The organism is Brevundimonas sp. (assembly GCF_013912065.1).
Taxonomy (GTDB): domain Bacteria; phylum Pseudomonadota; class Alphaproteobacteria; order Caulobacterales; family Caulobacteraceae; genus Brevundimonas.
Genome location: NZ_JACESA010000001.1, coordinates 100,191 through 124,312, shown reverse-complemented (window position 1 = coordinate 124,312; position 24,122 = coordinate 100,191). Strand labels below are relative to the sequence as shown.

22 protein-coding genes are annotated in these 24,122 nt (G+C 66.5%); 5 read left to right on the top strand and 17 right to left on the bottom strand.

The annotated features are described in order from the left end of the window. Window positions 1-34: 34 nt before the first annotated feature. The 7 genes from eno to lipA all read right to left on the bottom strand — a co-directional run bounded on the left by eno (window position 35) and on the right by lipA (window position 5,543). Window positions 35-1,312: a phosphopyruvate hydratase gene (eno, locus tag H2037_RS00550; RefSeq protein WP_292116262.1), complete on the bottom strand. Its 1,278-nt coding sequence runs from the start codon at window positions 1,310-1,312 to the stop codon at window positions 35-37. Between the two features lie 88 nt (window positions 1,313-1,400). Continuing rightward, window positions 1,401-2,027, bottom strand: a complete 627-nt coding sequence (locus H2037_RS00545; protein WP_292116259.1) for a hypothetical protein — start codon at window positions 2,025-2,027, stop codon at window positions 1,401-1,403. Window positions 2,028-2,139: 112 nt separating this feature from the next. Next, window positions 2,140-2,322 (bottom strand): 50S ribosomal protein L32, encoded by a 183-nt coding sequence (gene rpmF / locus H2037_RS00540; RefSeq protein WP_035305966.1) that lies wholly within the window; start codon window positions 2,320-2,322, stop codon window positions 2,140-2,142. A 145-nt stretch (window positions 2,323-2,467) separates the two neighbouring features. Continuing rightward, the gene (locus tag H2037_RS00535) at window positions 2,468-2,992 is read right to left on the bottom strand and encodes a GNAT family N-acetyltransferase (protein ID WP_292116256.1); all 525 of its coding nucleotides are present in this window, start codon (window positions 2,990-2,992) and stop codon (window positions 2,468-2,470) included. A 16-nt stretch (window positions 2,993-3,008) separates the two neighbouring features. Continuing rightward, window positions 3,009-4,124 carry an NAD(P)/FAD-dependent oxidoreductase gene (locus tag H2037_RS00530; RefSeq protein ID WP_292116253.1) on the bottom strand — a complete coding sequence of 372 codons (1,116 nt, stop codon included), beginning with the start codon at window positions 4,122-4,124 and terminating at the stop codon, window positions 3,009-3,011. Then, complete coding sequence (locus tag H2037_RS00525; RefSeq protein ID WP_292116250.1) at window positions 4,121-4,573, bottom strand: type II toxin-antitoxin system RatA family toxin; 453 nt, start codon at window positions 4,571-4,573, stop codon at window positions 4,121-4,123. The genes H2037_RS00530 and H2037_RS00525 overlap by 4 nt, the downstream gene beginning before the upstream one ends. 7 nt (window positions 4,574-4,580) lie before the next feature. Then, window positions 4,581-5,543 (bottom strand): lipoyl synthase, encoded by a 963-nt coding sequence (gene lipA, locus H2037_RS00520; protein WP_292116247.1) that lies wholly within the window; start codon window positions 5,541-5,543, stop codon window positions 4,581-4,583. Window positions 5,544-5,713: 170 nt separating this feature from the next. Between lipA and H2037_RS00515 the strand changes: the two genes are divergently transcribed. Beyond that, window positions 5,714-7,264 carry an AMP-binding protein gene (locus H2037_RS00515; RefSeq protein ID WP_292116244.1) on the top strand — a complete coding sequence of 517 codons (1,551 nt, stop codon included), beginning with the start codon at window positions 5,714-5,716 and terminating at the stop codon, window positions 7,262-7,264. Between the two features lie 196 nt (window positions 7,265-7,460). Continuing rightward, window positions 7,461-9,887: a glycoside hydrolase family 3 N-terminal domain-containing protein gene (locus H2037_RS00510; protein ID WP_292116241.1), complete on the top strand. Its 2,427-nt coding sequence runs from the start codon at window positions 7,461-7,463 to the stop codon at window positions 9,885-9,887. Here H2037_RS00510 and ygiD read toward each other — a convergent pair whose 3' ends face one another. The 3 genes from ygiD to H2037_RS00495 all read right to left on the bottom strand — a co-directional run bounded on the left by ygiD (window position 9,888) and on the right by H2037_RS00495 (window position 12,260). After that, complete coding sequence (ygiD, locus tag H2037_RS00505; protein WP_292116238.1) at window positions 9,888-10,646, bottom strand: 4,5-DOPA dioxygenase extradiol; 759 nt, start codon at window positions 10,644-10,646, stop codon at window positions 9,888-9,890. 4 nt (window positions 10,647-10,650) lie between these two features. Next, a complete protein-coding gene (gene wrbA / locus H2037_RS00500; RefSeq protein ID WP_292116235.1) occupies window positions 10,651-11,253 on the bottom strand; it encodes an NAD(P)H:quinone oxidoreductase in 603 nt (200 codons plus the stop codon). Window positions 11,254-11,390: 137 nt separating this feature from the next. Then, window positions 11,391-12,260 (bottom strand): D-alanyl-D-alanine carboxypeptidase family protein, encoded by an 870-nt coding sequence (locus H2037_RS00495; protein WP_292116232.1) that lies wholly within the window; start codon window positions 12,258-12,260, stop codon window positions 11,391-11,393. 109 nt (window positions 12,261-12,369) lie between these two features. Between H2037_RS00495 and H2037_RS00490 the strand changes: the two genes are divergently transcribed. Genes H2037_RS00490 through H2037_RS00480 form a run of 3 tightly spaced genes read left to right on the top strand, consistent with a single transcriptional unit; the run spans window position 12,370 to window position 15,193 of the window. After that, window positions 12,370-13,734 carry an MFS transporter gene (locus H2037_RS00490; RefSeq protein WP_292116231.1) on the top strand — a complete coding sequence of 455 codons (1,365 nt, stop codon included), beginning with the start codon at window positions 12,370-12,372 and terminating at the stop codon, window positions 13,732-13,734. Then, complete coding sequence (gene mazG, locus H2037_RS00485) at window positions 13,731-14,525, top strand: nucleoside triphosphate pyrophosphohydrolase (protein ID WP_292116229.1); 795 nt, start codon at window positions 13,731-13,733, stop codon at window positions 14,523-14,525. The genes H2037_RS00490 and mazG overlap by 4 nt, the downstream gene beginning before the upstream one ends. Further along, a complete protein-coding gene (locus H2037_RS00480) occupies window positions 14,522-15,193 on the top strand; it encodes an HAD-IA family hydrolase (protein ID WP_292116227.1) in 672 nt (223 codons plus the stop codon). The genes mazG and H2037_RS00480 overlap by 4 nt, the downstream gene beginning before the upstream one ends. A gap of 3 nt (window positions 15,194-15,196) precedes the next feature. Here H2037_RS00480 and H2037_RS00475 read toward each other — a convergent pair whose 3' ends face one another. From H2037_RS00475 to dusB, 7 genes are all read right to left on the bottom strand, one after another. Then, a complete protein-coding gene (locus H2037_RS00475; RefSeq protein ID WP_292116953.1) occupies window positions 15,197-16,834 on the bottom strand; it encodes a Na+/H+ antiporter in 1,638 nt (545 codons plus the stop codon). Between the two features lie 4 nt (window positions 16,835-16,838). Continuing rightward, on the bottom strand, window positions 16,839-18,152 hold the full coding sequence (hflX, locus tag H2037_RS00470; RefSeq protein WP_292116225.1) for a GTPase HflX: 1,314 nt from the start codon (window positions 18,150-18,152) through the stop codon (window positions 16,839-16,841). After that, entirely contained in the window at window positions 18,153-18,398 is a 246-nt protein-coding gene (gene hfq, locus H2037_RS00465) for an RNA chaperone Hfq (RefSeq protein WP_003164861.1), read from the bottom strand. Between the two features lie 106 nt (window positions 18,399-18,504). Further along, window positions 18,505-19,368, bottom strand: a complete 864-nt coding sequence (locus H2037_RS00460) for a D-amino-acid transaminase (RefSeq protein ID WP_292116222.1) — start codon at window positions 19,366-19,368, stop codon at window positions 18,505-18,507. Continuing rightward, window positions 19,368-20,774 carry a sigma-54 dependent transcriptional regulator gene (locus tag H2037_RS00455; protein WP_292116220.1) on the bottom strand — a complete coding sequence of 469 codons (1,407 nt, stop codon included), beginning with the start codon at window positions 20,772-20,774 and terminating at the stop codon, window positions 19,368-19,370. Before H2037_RS00455 ends, H2037_RS00460 begins: the two co-directional genes overlap by 1 nt. A gap of 10 nt (window positions 20,775-20,784) precedes the next feature. Next, window positions 20,785-23,031: a PAS domain-containing sensor histidine kinase gene (locus tag H2037_RS00450; RefSeq protein WP_292116217.1), complete on the bottom strand. Its 2,247-nt coding sequence runs from the start codon at window positions 23,029-23,031 to the stop codon at window positions 20,785-20,787. 17 nt (window positions 23,032-23,048) lie between these two features. Further along, window positions 23,049-24,104, bottom strand: a complete 1,056-nt coding sequence (gene dusB, locus H2037_RS00445; protein ID WP_292116949.1) for a tRNA dihydrouridine synthase DusB — start codon at window positions 24,102-24,104, stop codon at window positions 23,049-23,051. Between the last annotated feature and the right edge of the window lie 18 nt (window positions 24,105-24,122).

Here is a 24,122-nt window from a genome sequence, read left to right as displayed (position 1 = left end):
GAGAACGCTGATTCTCCGCCGAGAATTCATTGGTTTAACGCAACAGCATGCCGTCGCCGAAATAGACGGCCTGATCGCCCAGCATCTCCTCGAGGCGCAGCAGCTGGTTGTATTTGGCCACCCGGTCGGACCGGGCCAGGGAACCGGTCTTGATCTGCCCACAGTTGGTGGCGACCGCCAGGTCAGCGATAGTCGAATCCTCGGTCTCGCCCGACCGGTGGCTCATCACGGCGGTGTAACCGGCGCGGTGGGCCATATCGACGGCGTCCAGGGTCTCGGACAGGGTGCCGATCTGGTTAACCTTGATCAGGATGGAGTTGGCCAGGCCTTCGCCGATGCCGGCGGCAAGACGGGCCGGATTGGTGACGAACAGATCGTCGCCGACCAGTTGCACCCGGTCGCCCAGACGCTCGGTCAGCAGGCGCCAGCCGTCGAAATCATCCTCGGCCATGCCGTCTTCGATCGAGACGATCGGGAAACGTTCGCACAGGTCGACCAGATAGGCGGCCATGCCCTCGGCGTCGACGGTCTTGCCCTCGCCCGCCATGACGTATTTGCCATCCTTGAAGAACTCGGTCGAGGCTACGTCGAGACCCAGGTGGAAGTCCTCGCCCGCCAGATAACCGGCCGCCTGACCCGCCTTGGTGATGAAGCTCAAGGCTTCCTCGGCCGAGGCCAGGTTCGGGGCGAAACCGCCCTCGTCGCCGACGTTGGTGTTGTGGCCGGCGTCCTTCAGCTGCTTCTTCAGGGCGTGGAAGATCTCCGTGCCCATCCGCAGGGCGTCGGTGAAGGTTTCCGCGCCGGTCGGCAGGATCATGAACTCCTGGATGTCGATCGGATTGTCGGCATGGGCGCCGCCGTTGATGATGTTCATCATCGGCGTCGGCAGGACGCGGGCCGAGACGCCGCCGATGTAGCGGTGCAGCGGCAGACCGGCCGAGATGGCGCTGGCCTTGGCGGCGGCCAACGAGACGCCCAGGATGGCGTTGGCGCCCAGGCGGGCCTTGTTCGGCGTGCCGTCCAGGTCGATCATCGCCTCGTCCAGACGACGCTGATCTTCTGCGTCCATGCCGGACAGGGCGTCGAAGATTTCGCCGTTGACGGCGTCGACCGCCTTCTGCACGCCCTTGCCGCCCCAGACGTCCTTGTCCCCGTCGCGCAGTTCCACGGCCTCGTGGGCGCCAGTCGAGGCGCCGGACGGCACAGCCGCGCGGCCGAACGAGCCGTCGTCCAGGATCACATCGACTTCCACCGTCGGATTGCCCCGGCTGTCGAGGATCTGGCGGGCGACGATGTCGGCGATGTCGGTCATGGCTCGGCTCTTTGGCTCAGGCGGAAAACAGGTCCGAGGGTTTAGCCGTCTCCCTGCGAAACGCCAATGCCTCGCTCACCGCTCGCCTTCAGGAACAGCCCTCGACCAGTTGGATCGACGGATCGCCGGCGTGCACCATGATCACCTTGCCGTCCCCGCCGACTTCGTAGCGAAGTCCGCGCGCCGCCGGATCCGTCACATAGGCGGTCGAACCGCCGCGCGACCAGACGAACAGATCCTCGGCAGGCGCGGACTGATATTTGTGCGGCTGGGCGAAGACCGCCCCGCCATAGGCCTGTTTGATCGCCATGCCGGAATCACCGACGCCGAAGCCACGATCGGTCTTGATCGTCGCGCCCCGGGCCAGGGTGATTCGGGACAGGACGCCGTTCTGGATCATCACGCGCACGTCGGTCGGCGCCCCGGTCGGATGAAACTCGTCGCACGTTGCGGGATCGGGACCGCCGACGGCGTTCGGCTGGGAATCCTCCCCCCACACCCTGACGAGTTCGGCGCGCGTCATTCCTATGCGCGCCGGCCCCAGGCCGTTCGAAGTCAGGCTCGAGGCGTCGACGAGCGCGTCATTCTGGGGCGGCGCGACCTCGGCGGGGGGATTGACGGCGGCCGACGGGGGTTCGGAAACGGGATCGTCCCTGCGTTCACAGGCGGCGAGCGTAAGCAGCGCCAGGGCGCTGACGGTGGCGAAACGAATCATAGGGCGGCGTCTCCAGAACAAGCTTTGCCGCACACAACGCACGAAAACGGCGCGCGGGTCACCGCGCGCCGTTAAAATCACCGTCCGGTCGAAACCGGGGCGCCGTCGAAGACTAGTCTTCCTTCGGCGTGATGACCTGGCGACCGCGATAGGTGCCGGTCTTCAGGTCAATATGGTGCGGGCGCTTCAGCTCGCCGGTGTCCTTGTCCTCGACATAGACGTTCGAGCTCAGGGCGTCGTGGGCGCGGCGCATGTTGCGACGCGAGGGGGATACTTTCCGCTTCGGAACGGCCATGTCCGTCTCAATCTTCTAAGTCGGGCGCCGCCCAGAGCCGAAGCCTGATCAAGCGCGAAAACAATAGCGGCGGCCCCAGTCCTTCGAAAGAAGAACGCCGAGCCGCCACGCGAGGCGCGGCTTATGCATGAACCGCGCGACGATTTCAAGGCGTCTTGAGTGACTTCCAGCGATCACGGTCCAGCCCGAAATAAAGACTGTCCATCCAGACGCCCCCGACCCTCCAGGTTCGGCTGGCGGCGCCTGTCTGTTCGAAGCCTAGGCGCCTCAATAGCCGGATAGACGCCGCATTGTCGGGATCCACGTCAGCGGTCACACGCTCGACCGTCCGCGTGGCTAGAATATGATCGATGACTGCGGTCAGGGCTTCGGTCGCCAACCCCTGCCCCCAATAGTCGGGGTGCAAGATATAGCCGATTTCGGGCAGACGCCAGAAACCCGCCTTGCCGATCACCCGTCCCTGCGCCTCGATAACGAAATCATCGCTGAGCTCCGGATCGGCGGCGATCATGCCGTCGAGCCATTCCGCCGTCTTTTCCACGGTCTCATGCGGTGTCGTAGACCACCACCGCATCGCTTCCGGCGATGAAAAAACCTGGTGCAGATCATCGACGTCGCCCGGCTTCGGTCGTCGCAGAACCAGGCGGGCCGTAACCAGTTCCCGGGTCACGGCGTGACGTCCTGGGTCACAACGCCTCCGTCAAGGCCGCGGCCACCGCCTCGCCGATCGCCAACGAACTGGTCAGGCCCGGGCTTTCGATGCCGAACAGGGCCATCAAGCCGTCGACGCCATGATGCTCGCGGCCGTGAAGCTGGAAGTCCGGCTGCGGCTCGCCCGGTCCATGCAGCTTGGGTCGAATGCCAGCGTAGTCAGGCGTCAGGGCGCCGTCCGGCAGGCCCGGCCAGAAGCGGCGGATATAGGCGGCGAAGGTCTCCGCCTTGGCCGGATCTACCGAATAGTCCTCGGTCTCGACATAAGCCAGATCCGGGCCGAACACCGCCTGGCCGCCCAGATCCTTGCGATAGTGGGTGCCCAGAGCGCCGGGAATGGGCGGCGGATAGATCAGACGGTCGAACGGCGCCTTGCCGACCAGACGGAAATAGACGCCCTTGCCGAAATGCCCCGCCGGGATGTCGGTCGCGGGATAGCCGTCAATGGAAGCTGCTACCGCCTGAGACGACAGACCGGCCGCCGTGACCAGTAGGCGGCTAGTGACCTCCACCGCCCCCTTCCCGCCCACGCGGATCCTGAAGCCGCCGCCCGGCATGGGCTCCGCCCCCTCGAACGGGGCTGAAACCACGACCGATCCGCCCGCATCCTCGATCTCCCCCTGGAGCGCCAGCATATAGCCGTGACTATCGAACAGGCCGCTCTCGGGCGACAGGATAGCGGCGTGGGCGTTCAGTTCTGGCTCCAAGGCCCGCGCGTGGGCGCCGGTCAGGTGGGCCAGCCCTTCGACCCCGTTGGCCGTCGCCTGTTCGAAGATGGCCTCGATCCGCTCGACCTCGGCCGCTTCGGTGGCCACGACCAGCTTGCCGCATTTCCGATGATCGATCTTGCGGCTGGCCAGGAAGCCATAAAGCGCGCGCCGCCCCTCGACGCAGAACTGCGCCTTCAATGATCCGGTCGGATAATAGAGGCCGCCGTGGATCACCTCGGAGTTTCGCGACGAGACGCCCTGGCCGATGTGGCCTTCCTTCTCCAGCACCAGCACGGTCAGACCCCGTTTCGACAACGCCCGCCCGCAAGCCAGGCCGACGGCCCCGGCGCCCACGACGGTCGCGTCGAAATCGAAACTCATCGGCCCGTGTACCTCCGCCTCGCCTCGGCCTCGAAACAACCGATCAGCTTTTCCACCGCCCGGTCGAAGTTGGCGGACAGCATCAGGTCCAGCATGCGCGATTTGAAGGCGAAGTCGATCATGAACTCCAGCCGCGCGCCGTCGGGATGCGGAAAGAACTCCCACCGATTCTTCAGATGTTTGAACGGCCCGCGCAGCAGGCCGACCTCGACCTTGGGCGCGTTGCGATCATGCCGAACCCAGGTCGAGAACCGCTCCTTGAGGAAGGAGAAGCCGACCCCGGCCTCGGCGTCGATCACGGTGACGCCCTCGGCCTCGGTCCGTTCGTTCCAGACGCGCATGGTCGTCACCCACGGCACGAAGCGCGGATAGGCCTCCACGTCGGCGACGAGATCGGCGAGTTGTTCTGGCGCATAGGGGAGAATGCGCGTTACGCGGTGGACGGCCATTCGAACCTTAGCGGCGCAGCTGCGCCTCGCGCGCCGCCTTCAGCCGGGCGAAATCGTCGCCTGCGTGGTGCGACGAACGCGTCAAGGGCGACGAGGACACCATCAGGAAGCCCTTGGCCCGGGCGATGGCCTCATAGGCCTTGAACTCTTCCGGCGTGACGAACCGGTCAATGGCGGCGTGCTTGCGGGTCGGCTGCAGGTACTGGCCGATGGTGATGAAGTCGACGCCGGCGGACCGCATGTCGTCCATCACCTGCATGACCTCTTCCTTGGTCTCGCCCAGGCCGACCATGATGCCGGACTTGGTGAACTGTTCCGGGTCGCGTTCCTTGACCATCTGCAACAGGCGCAGACTGTGGAAGTAACGGGCGCCGGGCCGGATCTTCAGATACAGGCGCGGAACGGTCTCGAGGTTGTGGTTGAAGACATCCGGCTTGGCGTCGATCATCGTCGCCGCCGCGCCATCCTTGCGCAGGAAGTCGGGCGTCAGGATCTCGATGGTCGTAGCCGGGGCCTGGAGACGGATCTGGCGCACCACCTCGGCGAAATGGGCGGCGCCGCCGTCGGACACGTCGTCGCGGTCGACCGAGGTGATGACCACATGGTTCAGGCCCATTTGCGACACGGCCAGCCCCACCTTGCCGGGCTCTTCCGGGTCCAGCGGCTGGGGCAGGCCCGTCTTGACGTTGCAGAAGGCGCAGGCCCGCGTGCAGGTGTCGCCCATGATCATCAGGGTGGCGTGCTTCTGGCTCCAGCACTCGCCTATGTTCGGGCAGGCGGCCTCTTCACAGACCGTATGCAGCCCCTTGGACCGGACGATGTCCTTGGTCGCATTATATTCACCCGAGCCCGGCGCCTTGACGCGCAGCCAGTCGGGCTTTTTCAGGACCACCGACTCCGGACGGTTCTGCTTTTCGGGATGGCGCAGCTCCGACGGCTTGCGCTGAAGTGTGTCGATCAGGGTGACCATGGCCGGTATTTCGGCCTTCCGACGTCCGAAGGCAAGCCACGGCCGGTTACAGAAGATGGCTTGGCGGGAACTCGCGCGACGTTACATATCTTTTCAAGATGCCGTCGCGTCATTAATGACGGACGCCCGACAACAGAGAGGGTCCCCCGCACCCTCCGTAGGAGACGCGCTTGCGCCAGGCCCTGGATCCCTCGCTGTACGACGAATCGCTTATCGACGCCCTGATCGAGGCGCGCGCGCGGTTCGGCGACAAGGAAATCCTGGAAGACCAGGATCGCAAGCCCCTGACCTACACAGGTCTGATCCGCGCCGCCTTCGTCCTGGGCCGCAAGATCGCGAACATGACCACCCTGGGCGAACGTGTCGCCATCCTGCTGCCGTCGTCGATGGGTGTGGTCGTCACCTTCTTCGGGCTTCACGCCCATGGCCGCGTGCCGGTGATGCTGAACTTCACCGCTGGCGAGGCCAATCTGAAAGCCGCCATCAAGGCCTCCGGCGTCAGGAAGGTGCTGACCGCCCGACGTTTCATCGACCAGGCCAAGCTGGATGACCTGATCGTAGAACTGCAGACGGTGGCCGAGGTCGTCTGGCTGGACGACGTACGCAAGACCGTCGGCCTGGCCGACAAGCTGTACGGCCTCGCCGCCGGCGCCGCCCCCAAACGGTTCCGCGTCAAGACCGATCCCGACGCGCCGGGCGTCGTCCTGTTCACCTCCGGCAGTTTCGGCACGCCCAAGGGCGTGGTGCTGAGCCAGAAGAACCTGGTCGCCAACGCCCGCCAGGTCGCCGCACACATCGACCTTCTCCCCGAATGGGTGATGTTCAACCCGCTGCCGACCTTCCACTGTTTCGGCCTGACCGGCGGCGTCATCCTGCCGCTTCTGCAGGGTCTGAAAGCGTTCCAGTATCCGTCGCCTCTTCACGCCAAACAGATCACCGACCTGCTACCCCAGGTGAAGGCTTCGATCCTGTTCGCCACCGACACCTTCCTGAATCAGTACGGCCGCGTGGCCGAAGCCGACGATTTCACCACCCTGAAGTTCGTGGTCGCCGGCGCCGAGAAGGTGCGCGACGAGACCCGCGCCCTGTTCTCCAAGTTCGGCGGCGTCGAACTGCTGGAGGGCTATGGCGCGACCGAGGCCTCGCCGGTCGTCGCGGTCAATCATCCGGATCGCAACGCCCCCGGCACGGTGGGCCAAATCCTGCCGGGCATGGACTGGAAGCTGGAGCCGGTCGAAGGCATCGAGGGCGGCGGCCGTCTGTTCCTGCGCGGCCCCAACGTCATGAGCGGCTATGTCACCGCCGCCGACCCCCTGGCCTGGGCGCCGATCGAGGACGACTGGCTCGACACCGGCGACATCGTCGATGTCGACGACGACGGCTATGTCACCATCAAGGGCCGCGCCAAGCGGTTCGCCAAGATCGGCGGCGAAATGGTCTCTCTGACCGCCGTCGAGGGCATAGCCGGCGCCGTCTGGCCGGAACAGCGCCACGCCGTCATCTCGATCCCCGACAGCCGCAAGGGCGAGAAACTGGTTCTGGTGACAGACCACGCCGCCGCTGAGGTGGCGTCCCTGACCGAATGGGCGCGCGACAACGGCGCGCCCGAACTGGTCGTGCCCAAGAAGATCGTCAAAGTCGCCGAGGTCCCCGTGCTGGGCACCGGCAAGACCGACTATGTCGCCATCCAGAAGATGGTCGAGGACGAAAAGGCGGCCTGATCAGCCGACCCGCCTCCGGCTTTGGTCACGGAGGCTCCCGATGAAGGCAGCATCTACTTCTGCACGTGGAGAGCGCAGGCGTGCGCACCATCGGTCTGCGACGCCAGGGGTGGATTGACGGCCGGAGCATGACGCCATACCGTAAATGATAGCGCTATCATCGCTGGGCGAACCGGCGGGACCTGGGAGAAGACCGATGTCCACCGCCGACTGCCTCACGGCCACGCTCGCTCGCCGCACCTTTGTCGCCGGACTGCTCGGAGCCGCCGCCGCCGCGCCTCTGGCGGGCGCCGCACGCGCCCAGGCCGCTCGCCCCGAGGCCGGCGCGCTCTACAAGGACGCGGCCCAGCCCATCGCCGCGCGTGTCGAGGATCTGCTGCGTCGCATGACCCTTGAGGAAAAAGTCGCCCAGATGGTGGGCGTTTGGGAAAAGAAGGGCGACGTCCAGGCCGCCAATGGCGACTTCTCGCCGGAAAAGGCCTCGCAGGTCTTTCCCCACGGACTCGGCCAGATTTCTCGCCCTTCGGACTTTCGCGGGGTGGACCCCGCTCAGAACGGGGCCGCCGGCGCCGCCGGCGATGCGGTCGGTCGTGACGCGCGCCAAACGGCCGACTACACCAACGCCGCCCAGCGATGGGCCGTGGAGGAAACCCGGCTCGGCATACCGCTCCTCATGCATGAGGAAGCGCTTCATGGCTATGTCGCGCGCGGCGCCACCAGCTTCCCGCAATCCATCGGTCTCGCCTCCACCTGGGACCCAGCCCTGATCACGAGGGTGTTTTCGGTAGCGGCGCGCGAGATGCGTGCGCGGGGCACGCAACTGGCCCTGGCGCCCGTCGTCGACGTGGTGCGCGACCCCCGCTGGGGCCGTATCGAGGAAACCTATGGCGAGGATCCGCACCTGGTGTCCGAAATGGGCCTGGCGGCCATACGGGGCTTCCAGGGCGAGACCCTCCCGCTGGCGCCCGACAAGGTGCTGGTCACCTTGAAACACATGACCGGCCACGGACAGCCCGAGAACGGCACGAACGTCGGCCCGGCCAGCATCTCCGAACGAACCCTGCGCGAGAACTTCTTCCCGCCGTTCGAACGGGCGGTGACCGAACTCCCGGTTCAGGGAGTGATGGCCTCCTACAACGAGGTCGACGGCCTGCCCTCGCACGCCAATCGTTGGCTGTTGCAGGACGTGCTTCGCGGAGAATGGAACTACAAGGGTTCGGTCGTATCCGACTATTTCGCCATCCGTGACCTGCATACCGGTCACAAGCTGTTCGGCACGATCCAGGAAGCGGCGGCCCATGCGCTCGCCGCGGGCGTCGACGTCGAGCTGCCGGACGGCGAGGCGTATAATTATCTCCCCGGGCTCGTGCGCTCAGGCAGGGTGAGCGAGGCGCAGATCGACGAGGCGGTTCGCCGCGTGCTGAAAATGAAGTTCCAGTCGGGCGTCTTCGAAAACCCCTATGTCGATCCTGCGGCGGCCGAGGCGAAGGAAGCCACCGCCGACGCCATCGCTCTGGCGCGCGAGACGGCGCGACGCGCGATGGTTCTGTTGAAGAACGACCAGGGCGTCCTGCCTCTGCGCTCGGACCGAATCCGCAAGCTGGCGGTGCTGGGGACCCACGCCCGCGACACGCCGATCGGCGGCTATTCGGACAAGCCACGTCATGTCGTCAGCGTCCTGGAAGGCCTCCAGAACGAAGGCCGGGGCAAGTTCGAGGTCGTCTATTCCGAAGCTGTCCGCGTGACAGAGGAACGCATATGGGCCGCTGACGAGGTCAAGCTGGTCGATCCGACCGCCAACGCCCGTCTGATCGAACAAGCCGTCGCCGACGCCCGCGACGCCGACGCCGTCGTCATGGTCTTGGGGGACAACGAACAGACCAGCCGCGAGGCCTGGGCGACCAATCACCTGGGTGACCGGAACTCCCTCGATCTTCTGGGCCAGCAAAACGATCTGGCCCGAGCCATCTTCGCCCTGAACAAACCCACCGTGGTCCTGCTGCTGAACGGGCGGCCGCTGTCAGTCAACTATCTGGCCGAGAACGCTCCGGCCCTGATCGAGGGCTGGTACCTAGGTCAGGAGACGGGAAATGCGGTGGCGGACGTGCTGTTCGGTCGCGTCAGTCCCGGCGGCAAGCTGCCGGTGTCGATCGCCCGCTCGGTCGGCCAGTTGCCGATCTTCTACAACCACAAGCCGACGGCGCGGCGCGGCTATCTGTTCGACACCACAGCGCCGCTTTATCCGTTCGGCTACGGCCTCAGCTACACCAGTTTCGAGATGTCCGAGCCGCGTCTGGCCCACGCCACGATCGGCATGGGCCAGAGCGTTCAGGTCTCGGTCGATGTCCACAACACCGGCCCCTCGAAGGGGGACGAGGTCGTTCAGCTGTATGTCCGCGACGACGTGGCCACCGTCACCCGGCCGGTCAAGGAGTTGAAGCATTTCAGGCGCGTGACCCTTGAGCCTGGCGCCCGCGCGACCGTGACGTTCGAAATCAGACCGTCCGACCTCTGGTTCTGGAATACCGAGATGAAGCGGGTGGTCGAACCGGGAACCTTTACGATCAGCGCTGGGCCGAACTCGGTCGATCTGAAGTCCACGACCCTGACCGTAACGGCCTGATCAGCCGATCCGCACTCCGGTCATCGAGATCGAGCCGCCGTCGATCAGGTCGTTGAAGAAGCTGACCGACTCGCCCGCCTCCTGCTGGGCGGCGACATAGAGGACCGGCAGATAGTGTTCGTCGGTCGGCACGCTCAGCTGGGCGTCCTCGGCCAGGTCGATCCAGTCAATCAGGGCCTCGTGGTCCCCGACCCGAAACGCGTGTTTGACGGCCTCGTTGAATCCGGTCGCCCAGGCATAGGGTTCGGCGCCGGCCTCGCGCTTCCAGGTCCGCAGATTGTGGACGAAGTCGCCCGAGCCGGCGATCAGTATTCCCTCATCCCGCAAAGGCCGCAGAGTCTTGGCCAGTTCATAGTGCTGGCGCGCCGTCAGGTCGCGGTTCAGCGACAACTGCACCACCGGCACGTCGGCCTCGGGCCAGACATGGGTCAGCACCGACCACGTCCCGTGATCCAGACCCCACTGCTCGGTCTGGACCGCGCCCGTCAGTTCCGCGACCCGGGCCGCCAGTTCGGGCGAGCCGGGCGCCGGATACTGGAACTCCCGAAGTTCGCGCGGGAAGTTGCCGAAATCATGGATGGTTTCGGGCCGGTCCTGCGCGGTGACGCCCAGCCCGCGCGTCTCCCAGTGGGCAGAGATCATCACCACGCCACGGGGTTTGCCGACGGCCTCGCCCAGTTCGCGCCAGGCGGCCCCGAAGGGACCGCCCAGAGCGTTCATCGGCGAGCCGTGACCGAAGAAGACGGCGGGCTGGCGCATCGGATCAGCCGTGCAGCTTTTTGGCGATCTGGGCGATATGCCGGCCCTGGAACTTGGCGCCGCCCAGTTCGATCTCGCTGGGCATGCGCGAGCCGTCGCCGCCGGTGATGGTCGTGGCGCCATAGGGCGAACCACCTTCGACCGTGTCCAGCGTCATCATGGCCTGATAGGCGTAGGGCAGGCCCACGACCGGCATGCCGTGGTGCATGAAGAAGTTGTGCAGACCCTGGAAGGTGGTTTCCTGACCGCCGTGTTGCGTCGCGCTGGCGGTGAAGGCCCCGCCCACCTTGCCCAGCAGGGCGCCGGTGAACCACAGGCCGCCGGCCTGATCGAGGAAGGCGCGCATCTGCGACGCGGCCGAACCAAAGCGGGTGCCCGCGCCCAGAATAATGGCGTCGTAGTCCTTCAGATCGTCGATCACCGCGATCGGCGCCTTCTGATCCAGCTTGTAGCCCGATGACTTGGCCAGTTCTTCCGGCACGGTCTCCGGCACGCGCTTGATGTCGACGACCGCGCCTTCGACTTCGCGCGCGCCTTCGGCGATGGCCTCGGCCATGGCTTCGATGTGGCCATAGGTCGAATGATAGAGGACGAGGATTTTCGGCATGGGGAGGCTCCACTGCTAATGACGGCGGTCGCCATTCGCAACAGCAACCGTTGCTAACGTGGCCCTCCACGGCTCTCCATGCAAGTCCCCCCTATTCAGTTTCCGCCGCAAAGACCTGCAGAACCGGCCGCCTCAAGTCACGGTGTGAAAGCCGGATCCCATGGCCGGACATATTCCCAATGCCAGGGCTCATAGACGTAGGGCACGAAGCCGAACCGCTCGGCATTGAGCACCAGCCAGCGATAGGTCGCTGTCCGCGCCATATGTTCCCGGCTCATCGGAGCCGTGGAATCGACACCCAGGCCCGGCGCCTGTCCGACATAGAGATCGACCGCCGTGCCTGTTCGATGGGGCGAGCAGACGGCGCGACGCAGGCCGTCGCAATTGCCCTGCTGGGCGCAGCGCGCGGCGTCGGCTTCCGGATCGCGGAAACCGGAGAATATCTGCAGCAGTTCCGGATTGGCCGCCACCTCGGGCGCCTCGGCGCGCGCGGCCGCGACCAGCCGTCGATAGGCGTCCAGAACGTCGCGTCGAAGCAGTCGCGTCAGCCGGTCCGCGTGTTCCTCCGACGCCACCAGATAGCCCAGTTGATTGATGGGTGGGGGATCAGGGCATTCCTGGCGGGTCCGCGCCATGACGAACGGCCGGCGCTCCTGCCAGATACCCCGGAAGACCTGAAATGCGGCGGAGTCGAACAGGCCGGTCGGCGCGAGACCATGAGTCTGCTGGAAGCCCGCCAGCTGCGAAGCGAAGACCGGCGTGCCCGGGCCGCACCCCGTATGCAGATCCCGCTGGATCAGCGGGACATAGGTCATCCAGCCGTACTCCGTCGCCCCGAACGGCGCCCACTCCATCCCGTAGGCCGAGGCGGCGTTGGCCAAGGCCTGCCCGCCCCAGACGTCGGCGTTGGTGTGACATGGCCCGGCCGCGCGAGCGCCGCCGGCGAAGGCCAGGGCGAAGGCCAGGAACAGGAACGCGATCAGACTTCGCCACATGTAGCGCAGCAAGCCTCAAGCCGATTGATCCGGCAAGTGTCCGATGTCGTCAGTGCATGCGCCGAGGATCGCTGGCATGGTGACGCGCGGCCGACTCGCGCCGAATCTTCCGGACCGACGCATGGCCACCGCCGCGACGACCACGCCCCGCCGCTCGAACGCGGTGCTCGCCGCCTTCTCGGGCCCCTGCCTGCCCCTGGCGGCGTTCGGCGTGGCCCTTCCTGTCACCCTGCCCGAGTTCTATGCAACCCACGTGGGGTTGGAGCTCGGCGTGGTCGCCGCCGTCTTCATGGCGGTGCGCCTGATCGACATCGTCTTCGATCCCTTCATCGGCTGGGGCATGGACAAGACCAAGACCCGCCTCGGGCGCTATCGCCCCTGGATGGCGATCTCGACGCCGATTCTGATGTTGTCGGCCTTCATGATGTTCGTGGTGGTCCAGCCCGGCGCACCGCCCGCCTATCTGTTCGGCTGGCTGCTGGTCCTCTACCTCGGCTTCTCGATCGGCACTCTGGGCCAGCTAGGCTGGGCCGCCGTCCTCGCCCCGCAATATGACCAGCGCAGCCGCGTCTACGGCTGGTGGCAGGTGTTCAACATCATCGGCGTCATCCTGATCCTGGTTCTGCCGACGGTCGTGATCCAGACCGGTATCGGAACCTACGCCGACGGCGTGCGCATCATGGGCTGGGCCATACTGATCGCCCTACCCCTGACCATCGGCCTGGCCATGGTCGCCGTGCCGGAACCGGTCAACGCCGGGGATCAACCCCATGGCGGCGCCGGCGCCTATCTGGCCCTGCTGAAGATGCCGACGGTGCGCAAACTGCTGATCGCCGACCTGCTGCTCGGCGTCGCGCCCGGCATCACCGGCTCGTTGCTGTTCTTCTTCTTCGGCCAGATCAAAGGCTACGACCACAGCCAGGCCGGCCTGTTCATGTTGTTCTATTTCATCGCCGGTCTGTGCGGCGCCCCGATCTGGGCCTGGCTGGCGACGCGGATCGGCAAGGATAAGGCCCTGGCGGTCGCCAGCCTGATCTTCGCCGGCCTCTATATCGCCGCCACCCTGGTTCCCGGCGGCAACTTCATCCTGACGGCGGCGGCCATGTTCATCGCCGGCCTGCCCTATGCCGCCGGCCTCTTCCTGCTGCGGGCCATGATGGCGGATGCGGGCGACGAGGTGCGGCTGGAGACCGGCGTGGACCGCACCGGCCTGATGTTCTCCATCCTGTCGGCGACCACCAAGATTGGTCACGTCGTGGCCCTGATCCCCTACCTGATCCTACAATGGGTGGGCTTCAAGGCGATCCCCGCAGCGGGCGGCAACAGCGCCTTTTCGCTGCTGACGCTGCAAGTGCTGTTTATCCTGGTTCCGGGCCTGCTGCTGGCCGCCGCCGCCTGGGTGCTGAAGGGCTACCCCCTCACACCCAAACGCCATGACGAAATCCGTCTGGCGCTGGAAGCGCGCGATGCTGGAGCCAAGGCGTGACGCCTATCGACCGACTTCTCGGCGTCATGGAGCGGCTGCGCGACCCCGACGGCGGCTGCCCCTGGGACGTGGAGCAGACCTTCGCCACCATCGCCCCCTACACCATCGAAGAAGCTTATGAGGTCGCCGACGCCATCGAGCGCAACGATCTGAACGAGCTGAAGGGCGAACTGGGCGACCTGCTGTTCCAGGTCGTCTTCCACTCCCGCATGGCCGAGGAACAGGGGCTGTTCGCCTTCGACGACGTAGTGACGGCCATCGCCGACAAGCTGGAACGCCGACACCCCCACGTCTTCGGCGACGAGGCGCAACGGTCGTCGAAGGAGCAGACCGTCGCCTGGGAAGCCATCAAGGCCGCCGAGCGCAAGGACCGCAAGAAGCCCGGCGTGCTGGACGACGTGCCGGTCGGCCTGCCCGCCCTGACCCGCGCCGCCAAACTGACTAAACGCGCCGGCCGCGTCGGCTTCGACTGGCCCTCGACCGACGAGGTGTTCGACAAGCTGGCCGAGGAAGTCGAGGAGTTGCGCGTCGAAATCGCCGCCGGCGACAAGGCCAAGGCGCGCGAGGAACTGGGCGACCTGCTGTTCGTCGTCGCCAACCTGGCCCGCAAGCTGGACGTCGAGCCTGAAGACGCCCTGCGCGCCACAAACGCCAAATTCGTGCGCCGCTTCGGCTTCATCGAGGCCGAGCTGGCCAAGGACGGCCGCACGCCCGACCAGTCGACGCTGGAAGAAATGGACCGCCTCTGGGACGCCGCAAAGGTCGCCGAGAAGACCGCCTCCAAGGATTGAGCAAGGCCCGCGTGACCTACGACCTGATCATCTTCGACTACGACGGCGTCGTCGCCGACAGCGAGGTGCTGAACAGCACCGTCATGGCCGAACAGCTGACCGCCATAGGCCTGCCCACCAGTCTGGATGACGTGCTGGCCGCCTATACGGGCAAGCGCTGGCGCGACAACCGCCCCGTGGTCGAGGCGGCCCTTGGCCGCCCCTGCCCCGAGGACTTCCACACCACCTGGTTCGCGACCTGCCGCGCCCGCGCGCCCCTGCATCTCAAACCTGTGCCCGGTCTGCTCGACTTCGTTTCCGGCCGGGACGAGGCCCGCTGCATCGCCTCATCCAGTGGCCCAGACTGGATCGGCGTCGGCCTGGACCTGTTCGGCCTGACCGACCATTTCGACGGCGCCGTCTTCACCGGCCTGGTGGTCGAGCGGGGCAAGCCCCATCCCGACATCTTCCTGCACGCGGCCCGGAACATGGGCGTCGATCCGTCGCGGGTCCTGGTCATCGAGGATAGCGAGGCGGGGGTCACCGCGGGGGTCGCCGCCGGCATGACCGTCATCGGCCTGACCGCTGGCGGCCACATCCGCGACGGCCACGCCGACCGGCTGATCGCGCGCGGCGCCCACCACATCGCTGATTCCTATGCCGGCGTCACCGCCTTCATGGACCGCTGACCGCTACAGATACCGCAGCTCCTGCAGGTCCACTTCGCGGATCAGACGTTTCGCCGTCTCCTCGTCGATCTGGCGCGACCGGCCTAGCCGGGTGAATTCCTCCCGCTCAGCGGCGAGCCCGGCCAGACGCAGCTGACGCTCGATCTCGTCCATCTGGCGCGCGGCCTCGACATCGTCCTCGTCGGTTCGGGTGCGGCTCTCGATCCTGTGGCGGTAAAGCTCCATCAACCGGCTGGCGATGTCGGAATAGAGGTCGGGGTTGGGCTTGCCCTCCGCCATGTCGTGGGACACGTCCTCGATGGCCCGTAGCGCAGCCGTGGCGGCGGCGATCCGGCTGTGATCCTCTTCCTGCTGTTGCGACGGCTCGGGCGGCAGCTCGACATTTTTCAGCAGCCGCGGCAGGGCGAAGGTCGCCAGCAACAGTGAGACGATGATCACCCCCGCGGCCAGGAAGATCGCCAGATTGCGCGACGGCATCGGCGACCCGTCGGCCAGGACGAACGGCACGGTCAGGATGCCGGCCAGGGTGATGGCTCCACGCACGCCCGCCAACGACATGACCATTGTCAGGCGCAGCCCCACCTTGGCGGGCGGTCCCCGCTCGCGGCGGCGGAACAGGGTCAGTTTCAGCGAGGTCCACACCCACACGAACCTCAGCGCGGCAAGGGCCGCGACGATGGCGAAGACATAGACCGCCAGCCACCAGATCTCGGGTCGGCTGGTCCCCCGCACCACTTCGGCGGCGCGCGCCATAATGGACGGCATCTGCTCGCCCAGGATGACGAAGATGATGCCGTTGGCGACGAACTGGACGGTGTCCCAGACCACGGCGCGCCGGATGCGCGTCATGGCCAGAGACTGGCCGTTGCCGCCGTTCCGCTCGGTGAAGCTCATGGTGATGCCGGCGGCGACGGCCGCCAATATGCCCGAGGCGCGCAGCTCTTCCGCCACCAGATAGGCGGCGAAGGGGATCAGCAGGCTGACCAGGATCTGGGCGCCCGTATCCTCGCCCCATCGACGGCTGACGAACCCCTTGGCGGCGCTGATGGCCAGGGTGACAAGAATCCCGACCGACACCCCCGCCAGGGCCAGCCACGCAAAGGTCCCGACCGCATGCCCGATGGAGAAGACGCCGGTCGTCGCGGCGATCACGGCGATCCGCATACAGGTCAGGCCGGTCGCGTCGTTCAGCAGCGACTCGCCCTCCAGGATATGCATCAGCCGCTTGGGGATCGGCGACCGCGAGGCGATGGCCTGGACCGCGATGGGATCGGTGGGCGACAGGATGGCGGCCAGGGCGAAGGCCACCGGCAGCGGCATTTCCGGGATCATCCACCAGATCATGAAGCCCAGGCCGATGACGGTGAACAGCACCAGGCCAAGGGCTAATTCCAGGATCACCGCCCGGTCGCGAAACAGGTGCTCCTTCGGAATGCGCCAGCCGTCGAGAAACAGCAGCGGCGGCAGGAACAGCAGGAAGAAGATGTCCGGCTCGAGATCCACCGTCTTGCCGGTGATCAGAACAATGGCCGCCCCCAGACCGATTTGCACCAACGGCAGGGCGATCCGGGTGATGCGTGCGATCGAGCCCGAAACCACGACGGCCAGAAGCAGCAGCAGCACGGTCTCGATCAGATGCATGGTGTCAGCCCGCCAGGTCTGGGTACAGGCGTTCGAAACGCCCCAGCGCCGCAGGGTGCAGCCGAACCGCGACATGAGTACGGCCCTCGCCGTCCGTATCGCGGAACGTCACCCGGCCATGCTCGTACAGCCAGGCCAGAGCCTCACCCTGTTCGGGCGCGATGGTCATCCGGGTTTCCGGGTCGTCGTCGATCAGGCCGGCGATGGTTTCGCGCAGGGGCTCAATCCCCTCCCCGGTCCAGGCCGAGACGGCGACCGCTTCGCCGTCCTTCGCCAGACGCTCGGCCTGGCCCAGCACGGCTTCCCGCGCCTCGTCGTCCAGCAGGTCGATCTTGTTCCAGACTTCCAGTACCCGGCGGGTCTTGCCCTCGGGCGTCTCGATCTGTTTCAGCACCGTCTCGACGTCCTTGGCCTGGGCGTCGCTGTCGGCCGAGGCGATGTCGCGGACGTGCAGGATCAGATCGGCCTCGCCCACTTCTTCCAATGTGGCGCGGAAGCTCTCGACCAGTTCATGCGGCAGGTCGGAGATGAAGCCGACGGTGTCCGCGACGATGGCCGGCCGGCCCTGCGGCAGGCGAATGGTGCGCTGGGTCGTATCCAGGGTGGCGAACAACAGGTCCTTGGCGAAGACCTCGGATCCCGTCAGCCGGTTGAACAGGGTCGATTTGCCGGCGTTGGTGTAGCCGACCAGGGCGATGGTCGGGAACGGAACCTTCTGGCGTTGTTTGCGGTGCAGGCCGCGCGTCCGACGCACCTCTTCCAGCTCGGCCTTCAGCCGCACGATCCGATCGGCGATCAGGCGACGGTCCAGCTCGATCTGGGTTTCGCCTGGACCGCCGGTCGAGCCGGTGCCGCCGCGCTGGCGTTCAAGGTGGGTCCAGGTGCGCACCAGCCGCGACCGCTCATAGTCGAGCCGCGCCAGCTCGACCTGCAGCCGCCCCTCCTTGGTCCGCGCCCGGCGGCCGAAGATTTCCAGGATCAGGCCGGTGCGGTCGATGACCTTCACCTCCCATTCCTTTTCCAGATTGCGTTGCTGCACTGGGGTCAGAGCATCGTCGATGATGGCCACGTCGGCCTCGGCCGCCCGCATCAGGGCGGCCAGTTCCTCGACCTTGCCGGAGCCGAACAGGGTGGCCGGCGCGACCTTTCGGATACGCACGATCTCCTCGCCCCGGATATCGAGGTCCAGAGCTCGGGCCAGGCCGGACGCCTCCTCGAGACGCTCTTCAGCCAGCCTTGGCGACTCGGATCGTCCGTCGGGGTGGATGACGACCGCCCGCTGAACGGGGGCGGCGTGATCAATCAGTTTTTGGGTCAATCAATCTTCTTCGGCGTCGGGCTCGTACAGTTGCACGGGCGCGGACGGCATGATGGTGGAAATGGCGTGCTTGTACACCAGTTGGGACTGGCCATCGCGGCGCAGCAGCACACAGAAGTTGTCGAACCAGGTCACGATGCCCTGCAGCTTGACCCCGTTGACCAGGAAGATGGTCAGCGGCGTCTTGGTCTTGCGGACCGAGTTGAGGAAGGTGTCCTGAAGGTTCTGACGTTTGTCTTGCGACATGGCAGGTTTTTCCTGTTCTTGGTTGTTCGTCGCCGGGGGAGCGGCGGCGGGGCCGAAAGGCGGCCGGCGGCGACCTTAAACGCCGCCTCCATGCTCCGGCAACGCCCTAAATGGCGTCTCGACGCGCCTGATCAAGATAGAGCTGACGCAGCTTCAGGGTTATGGGCCCCGGCGTTCCGTCGCCGATCCGCGTTCCGTCGATCGAGATCGCGGGCGTGACGAAGGCGCCGGCGGCGGTGAAGAAGGCTTCACGGGCGCGCTTGGCCTCCTCCACGCTGAAGGGGCGCTCGTCCAATTCGACCCCATGTTCCTTGATCAGGGCCATCAGCGTGGTGCGGGTGCAGCCCTTCAGGATGTTGGCCTGGGTGTCGCGCGTACGCAGCTTGCCGTGCTCGTCCACGATCCAGGCGTTGGTCGACGAACCCTCGGTCACCAGCCCCATGTCGTCCACCAGCCAGGCCTCATAGGCGCCGGCCTCGCGCGCCGCCTGTTTGGCCAGGATGTTCGGCAGAAGCCCGACCGTCTTGATGTCGCATCGGCCCCAACGGATATCCGGCTGCGTCAGGACGGCGACCCCCTTCTTCGCCTGGGCCTCGCCGCGCGCCGGCGAGATCGACTTGGCCGTGACGATGACGCTGGGCGGGGTGCCGGGCTCCGGAAAGGGGTGATCGCGCCGCGCCGTGCCGCGCGTGACCTGCAGATAGACGATCCCGTTCCTGACTCTGTTGCGCCGGATCGTCTCGCGCAGCACCCGTGTCAGCGAGGCCGCCGACATGGGGATATCGATGCGCAGTTCGTCCAGGCTGCGGTGCAGCCGCTTCATATGGCCGTCGAAATCCGCCAGACGGCCGTCGAACACCGACCAGACCTCATAGACGCCGTCGGCGAACTGGAAGCCCCGATCCTCGATATGGACCACGGCCTCGCCATGCGGGCTGTAGGTTCCGTTGACATAGGCGACACGGGACATCAGGCGACGTCTTCCTCTTCTCCGCCCCGGGCCGGCGAGACGCCCAGCGACTTGAGCTTTCTGTGCAGGGCCGATCGCTCCATGCCGATGAAGGCGGCGGTGCGCGAGATATTGCCGCCGAACCGCATGATTTGCGCCGCCAGATATTCGCGTTCGAACACCTCGCGCGCCTCGCGCAGCGGCAGAGCGATGGTGCGCTCGGCGCCCAGGCTGGACGAGGATCCGTTAGAGGTGGCGACCTCCTGCGGCAGCATGTCGGACGTGATCGGCTCGTTCGGATCGCCGGTCGCCAGGATCAGCAGCCGTTCGATATTGTTGCGCAACTGGCGGATATTACCGGGCCACGGATGGACCTGAAGCACAGCCACGGCGTCCTCGCCGACGATCCGCCGGGGCAGGCCCTGCGAGGCGCTGATGGTCTCGACGAAATACTCCACCAGTTCGGAAATGTCCTCGCGCCGCTCGGACAGGGCCGGCACCCGGATCGGCACGACGTTCAGCCGATGGAACAGGTCCTCGCGGAACCGCCCCTCGGCGATCTCGGTCTTGAGGTCGCGCGAGGTCGAGGTGACGACCCGCACATCGACCTGAACGTCCTGCTCGCCGCCGACGCGGCGGAACCTCTGGTCGACCAGGACGCGCAGGATGCGGCTCTGGCTCTCGCGCGGCATGTCGCTGATCTCGTCCAGATAGAGGGTGCCGTTGTGGGCCCGCTCGAACACGCCGATCTTGCGCGGCCTGCCGTCCTGACCCTCTTCGCCAAACAGTTCGACGTCCAGCCGCTCGGGCGTCATCCCGGCGGCGGAAATGGCCACGAACTCGGCGCGGGCGCGGGGGCTGGCCTCGTGGATCTGGCGCGCCACCAACTCCTTGCCCGAACCGGCCGGACCGGCGATCAGGACGCGGCTGTTGGCCTGGGCCACCTTGGCTATGGTGCCGCGCAGGGCCTGGGCCGCCTGAGACCGGCCGATCAGGCCGGACGGCGTCATGGTCTGGACCCGCAGACGACGGTTTTCCCGCCTCAGGGTCGCCGCCTCTATGGCGCGTTCGACCACCACCACCAGCCTATCGGACTTGAACGGCTTCTCGATGAAGTCATAGGCGCCGCGCTTCAACGCCGTCACCGCCGTCTCGATATTGCCGTGGCCCGAGATCATCACCACCGGCAGGTCGGGGTCGATCTCCTTGACCACCTCCAGCAGCTCCAGCCCGTCCAGACCGCCGCCTTGCATCCAGATGTCCAGGATCGCCAGCGACGGCTTCCTCGCGCGGATCGCGGCTAGGGCCTCGTCGGAGTTGGCGGCCACGCGCACGGCGTGCCCCTCGTCCTCGAGCAGGCCCGAGACCAGATCGCGGATGTCCGCCTCGTCGTCGACGACCAGAATGTCGGAACCGGTAGGTCGCATCTTGCCTCGCTTATTCGGCGACGACGGTTTGGAGCTTGCGCTCCGTCGCGTCGCCGGTCTTGCCGTGGGGTTTCAGGGGGAAGATCAGGCACACGCGCGCGCCGCGCAGGGTCTCGGCGTCCGCGAGCTTCAACTCGCCGCCATGGTCCTCGCAGATGCGTTTGACGATCGCCAGGCCCAGGCCGGTGCCCTTCTCGCGCGTCGTGACATAGGGTTCGGTCAGCCGATCGCGATCCTTGGCCGGCAGGCCGACCCCGTCGTCCTCGACCACGAAGGTCGCCAGGCCGTTCTCCACGATCAGCGATGCGATGATCCCCGTATCGTCGGACGCCGCAACCTCTCCGTCCGCCAGACGTCGGGCGGCGACGGATTCGCCGGCGTTCTTCAGGATGTTGATCAGGGCCTGTCCCACCATCCGGGCGTCGCAGCGCAACGTCGCCTTGGGCAGGGGCTCCTGCATGTCGACCGCGATATCGGCGGCCGCGACCCTCTGTGCGAACACGGCCTCGCGCAGCATTTCGGCGGGATTGGCCGTACCGAAGCGCGGCGCGGGCATACGGGCGAAGGACGAAAATTCGTCAACCATCCGGCCGATGTCGCCGACCTGGCGGATGATGGTGTCGGTGCACCGGTCGAAGATTTCGACCTCGTCGACCTTGTCGCGGTATTTCCGCTTCAATCGCTCGGCCGACAGCTGGATCGGCGTCAGCGGATTCTTGATCTCATGAGCGATGCGGCGGGCCACGTCGCGCCAGGCGGCGTTGCGCTGTGCCGTCACCAGCCGGGTGATATCGTCGAAGGTCAGCACCATTTCGCCGCCCTGCCCCCCCTCGATCCGGACGCGCAGACGCAGGGTCTCCCCGTCCCGGCTTATGTCGATATCCTCTTCGATATGGGCCTCGACCCGCCCGACCAAGTCGCTCAGCTCCGGCGAAAGGGCCGCCAGTTCATGGCCCACCACCTCGTCCTCGACGAGGTGCAACAGTTGCAGAGCGCTGTCGTTGATGGCCGAAACCCGGCCGCGCCGATCCAGACCGATCACACCGGCGCTGACGCCCGACAACACCGTTTCGATGAATTTGCTTCGATCCTGGGCTTCGTCGCTGGCGGCCTTCAGCGCGGTCTGTTGCGCCTGCAGCTCCCCGGTCATCCGGTTGAAGGCGTCGGACAAAAGGGCGATCTCGGCCGGGGCGCCGTCGCTCTCCACCCGGACGTTGAACTCTCCGCCCGCCACCTGTCCCGCCGCCTTCACCAATCGGCCGATGGGCGCCGAAATACTGTTGGCGGCCGACATGCCCAGCCAGACCGCTCCGACCAGCACCAGCAGGGCCGTCTCCAGATAGCTGAGGATGAAGGCCGACTGGATTCGCGCCCGGCTCTCGCTGGCTTCGCGATAGGCTTGGATCGACTGGATCGAGGCATTCATCCGCGCGACCAATCCGTCCTGCAGCGGTCGCACCAGATACAGATAGGCGTCCCCATAGGCCGGCAGGGCGATGATCGACCGCACCGCATCCGGGTTCTGCGTCACATCGGTGGGCGGCTTGCCCCCTTCGGCGGCGTCCTCGAGATAGGTGCGCGGCGGCGCCAGATAGGGCGGCGCATCGGGTCTTTCCGCCCGCGCCAGCACCTGACCGTCGCCGTTCAGGATATAGATGGCCGGATAGCCGAAGATCTCCCCGACCTGGGCCAGGGCGTCGTTGAACTGGATGCGGTCGTCGAACAGGCCTCTGGCGCTGTTAAGCTGTTCCGAAATGGTCACCAGGTCCGTGTCCACGGACGAGGCGACGTCCTGGACATAGGCGCGACCGACGACGGCGCCGTTCTCGACCGAGGCCTGGACGTTCTGGCTGAACCACTGATCGACGCCTCGCGTGACCAGCATGCCGAACACCAGGGCGATCAGCACCGCCGGGATCACGGCCACCATCGAGAACAGGGTCACGAACCGCAGGTGCAGCCGCGACCCGGCCTCGCTCGTGCTGCGCGCCAGGGCCAGCACCCGGCGGCCGACGATGAAGGCCAGGCCGGCGATAAGGGCCAGATTGGCCAGAAGGACGAACAGCACCGCCTGGCTGGTCGCGCCCCGCGCGGCGCCGGCGTTGGCGCCCGGCGCCACCGCCACCAGCCAGACCGCCGCCGCCGTGATCGCCACGGCGATGAAATAGCCGATCCCGAACCCGGCCCGCGCCTTTTCAACGTCGAACCGCCCCCAGAACGACTCATCGTCCGACGCGGGGTCGGTCCGAGGGGTCACGGCTGAGGGCGTATCCGTCATGCCACAGCAGTGTCGACCAACTGTGGCTCGATTTCAACAACCGAGTTGGTCGTCCTTGGCAAATTTCCCCGCCAAAGCCGGGTCATTTCCACCTCGACGGCCTCGGGCTCCTCCAGCCGGCAAATTCTTGCCTTCGCCGCGCGCCTGTGTTGCGGATCGGCCGGCCAAGGCGCCTGTTCGATATACCAGCCCAGGTGTTTGCGGAACATGCGCAGCCCCAGGGGCAGACCATAGAAATCGACCGAGGCCCGCATATGTTCGATCACGATCGTAAGCCGCGCCTCCGGCCCCGGCTCGTCCAGCGCGACGCCGTCGATCAAGGCTCGCTCCAGATGCGCCGCCAGCCAGGGCCGCCCATAGACGCCGCGGCCCAGCATCAGACCGTCCGCCCCTGACTTCGCCAGGGCCTCGCGCGCATCATCCGCCGTCAGGATATCGCCGTTGACGATCACCGGAATGCCGACCGCCGCCTTGACCGCCCCCACCGCCTCCCAGTCGGCGTGGCCGGTATAGAACTGCTTGCGGGTCCGGCCATGCACCGTCACCGCCTTGACCCCGATATCCTGCGCCCGTTTCGCCAGTTCGGCGGCGTTGCGGCTGTCGTCGTCCCAGCCCAGCCGCATCTTCACCGTCACCGGCCGCGTGGTCGCCCCGACCGCCGCCTCCATGATCCGGCAGGCCAGGTCCGGGGTCCGCATCAGGGCCGATCCGGCGGCGGATCCCGTGACCTCCTTGGCCGGGCAGCCGAAATTCAGATCGACGATGTCCGCCCCGGCCTTTTCGGCCATCCGCGCGCCCTCGGCCATCTGCCCCGGATCACGCCCGACCAGCTGGATCACCGTCAGGGGCAGACCGGCGCCCACAGCCGCGCGCCGCACCACGTCGGGCCGCGCCCGCGCCAGTTCCTTGGCCGCCACCATCTCGGTCGCCACATAGGCGGCGCCCAGTTTCGAGGCCAGAATGCGGAACGGCAGATCGGTGACGCCGGTCATCGGCGCCATCAGCACTCGGCCGGGCACGGTCACGTCGCCGATCTGTAGGGTCTTGGCCATCTCCGCCTTTCGCAGCAT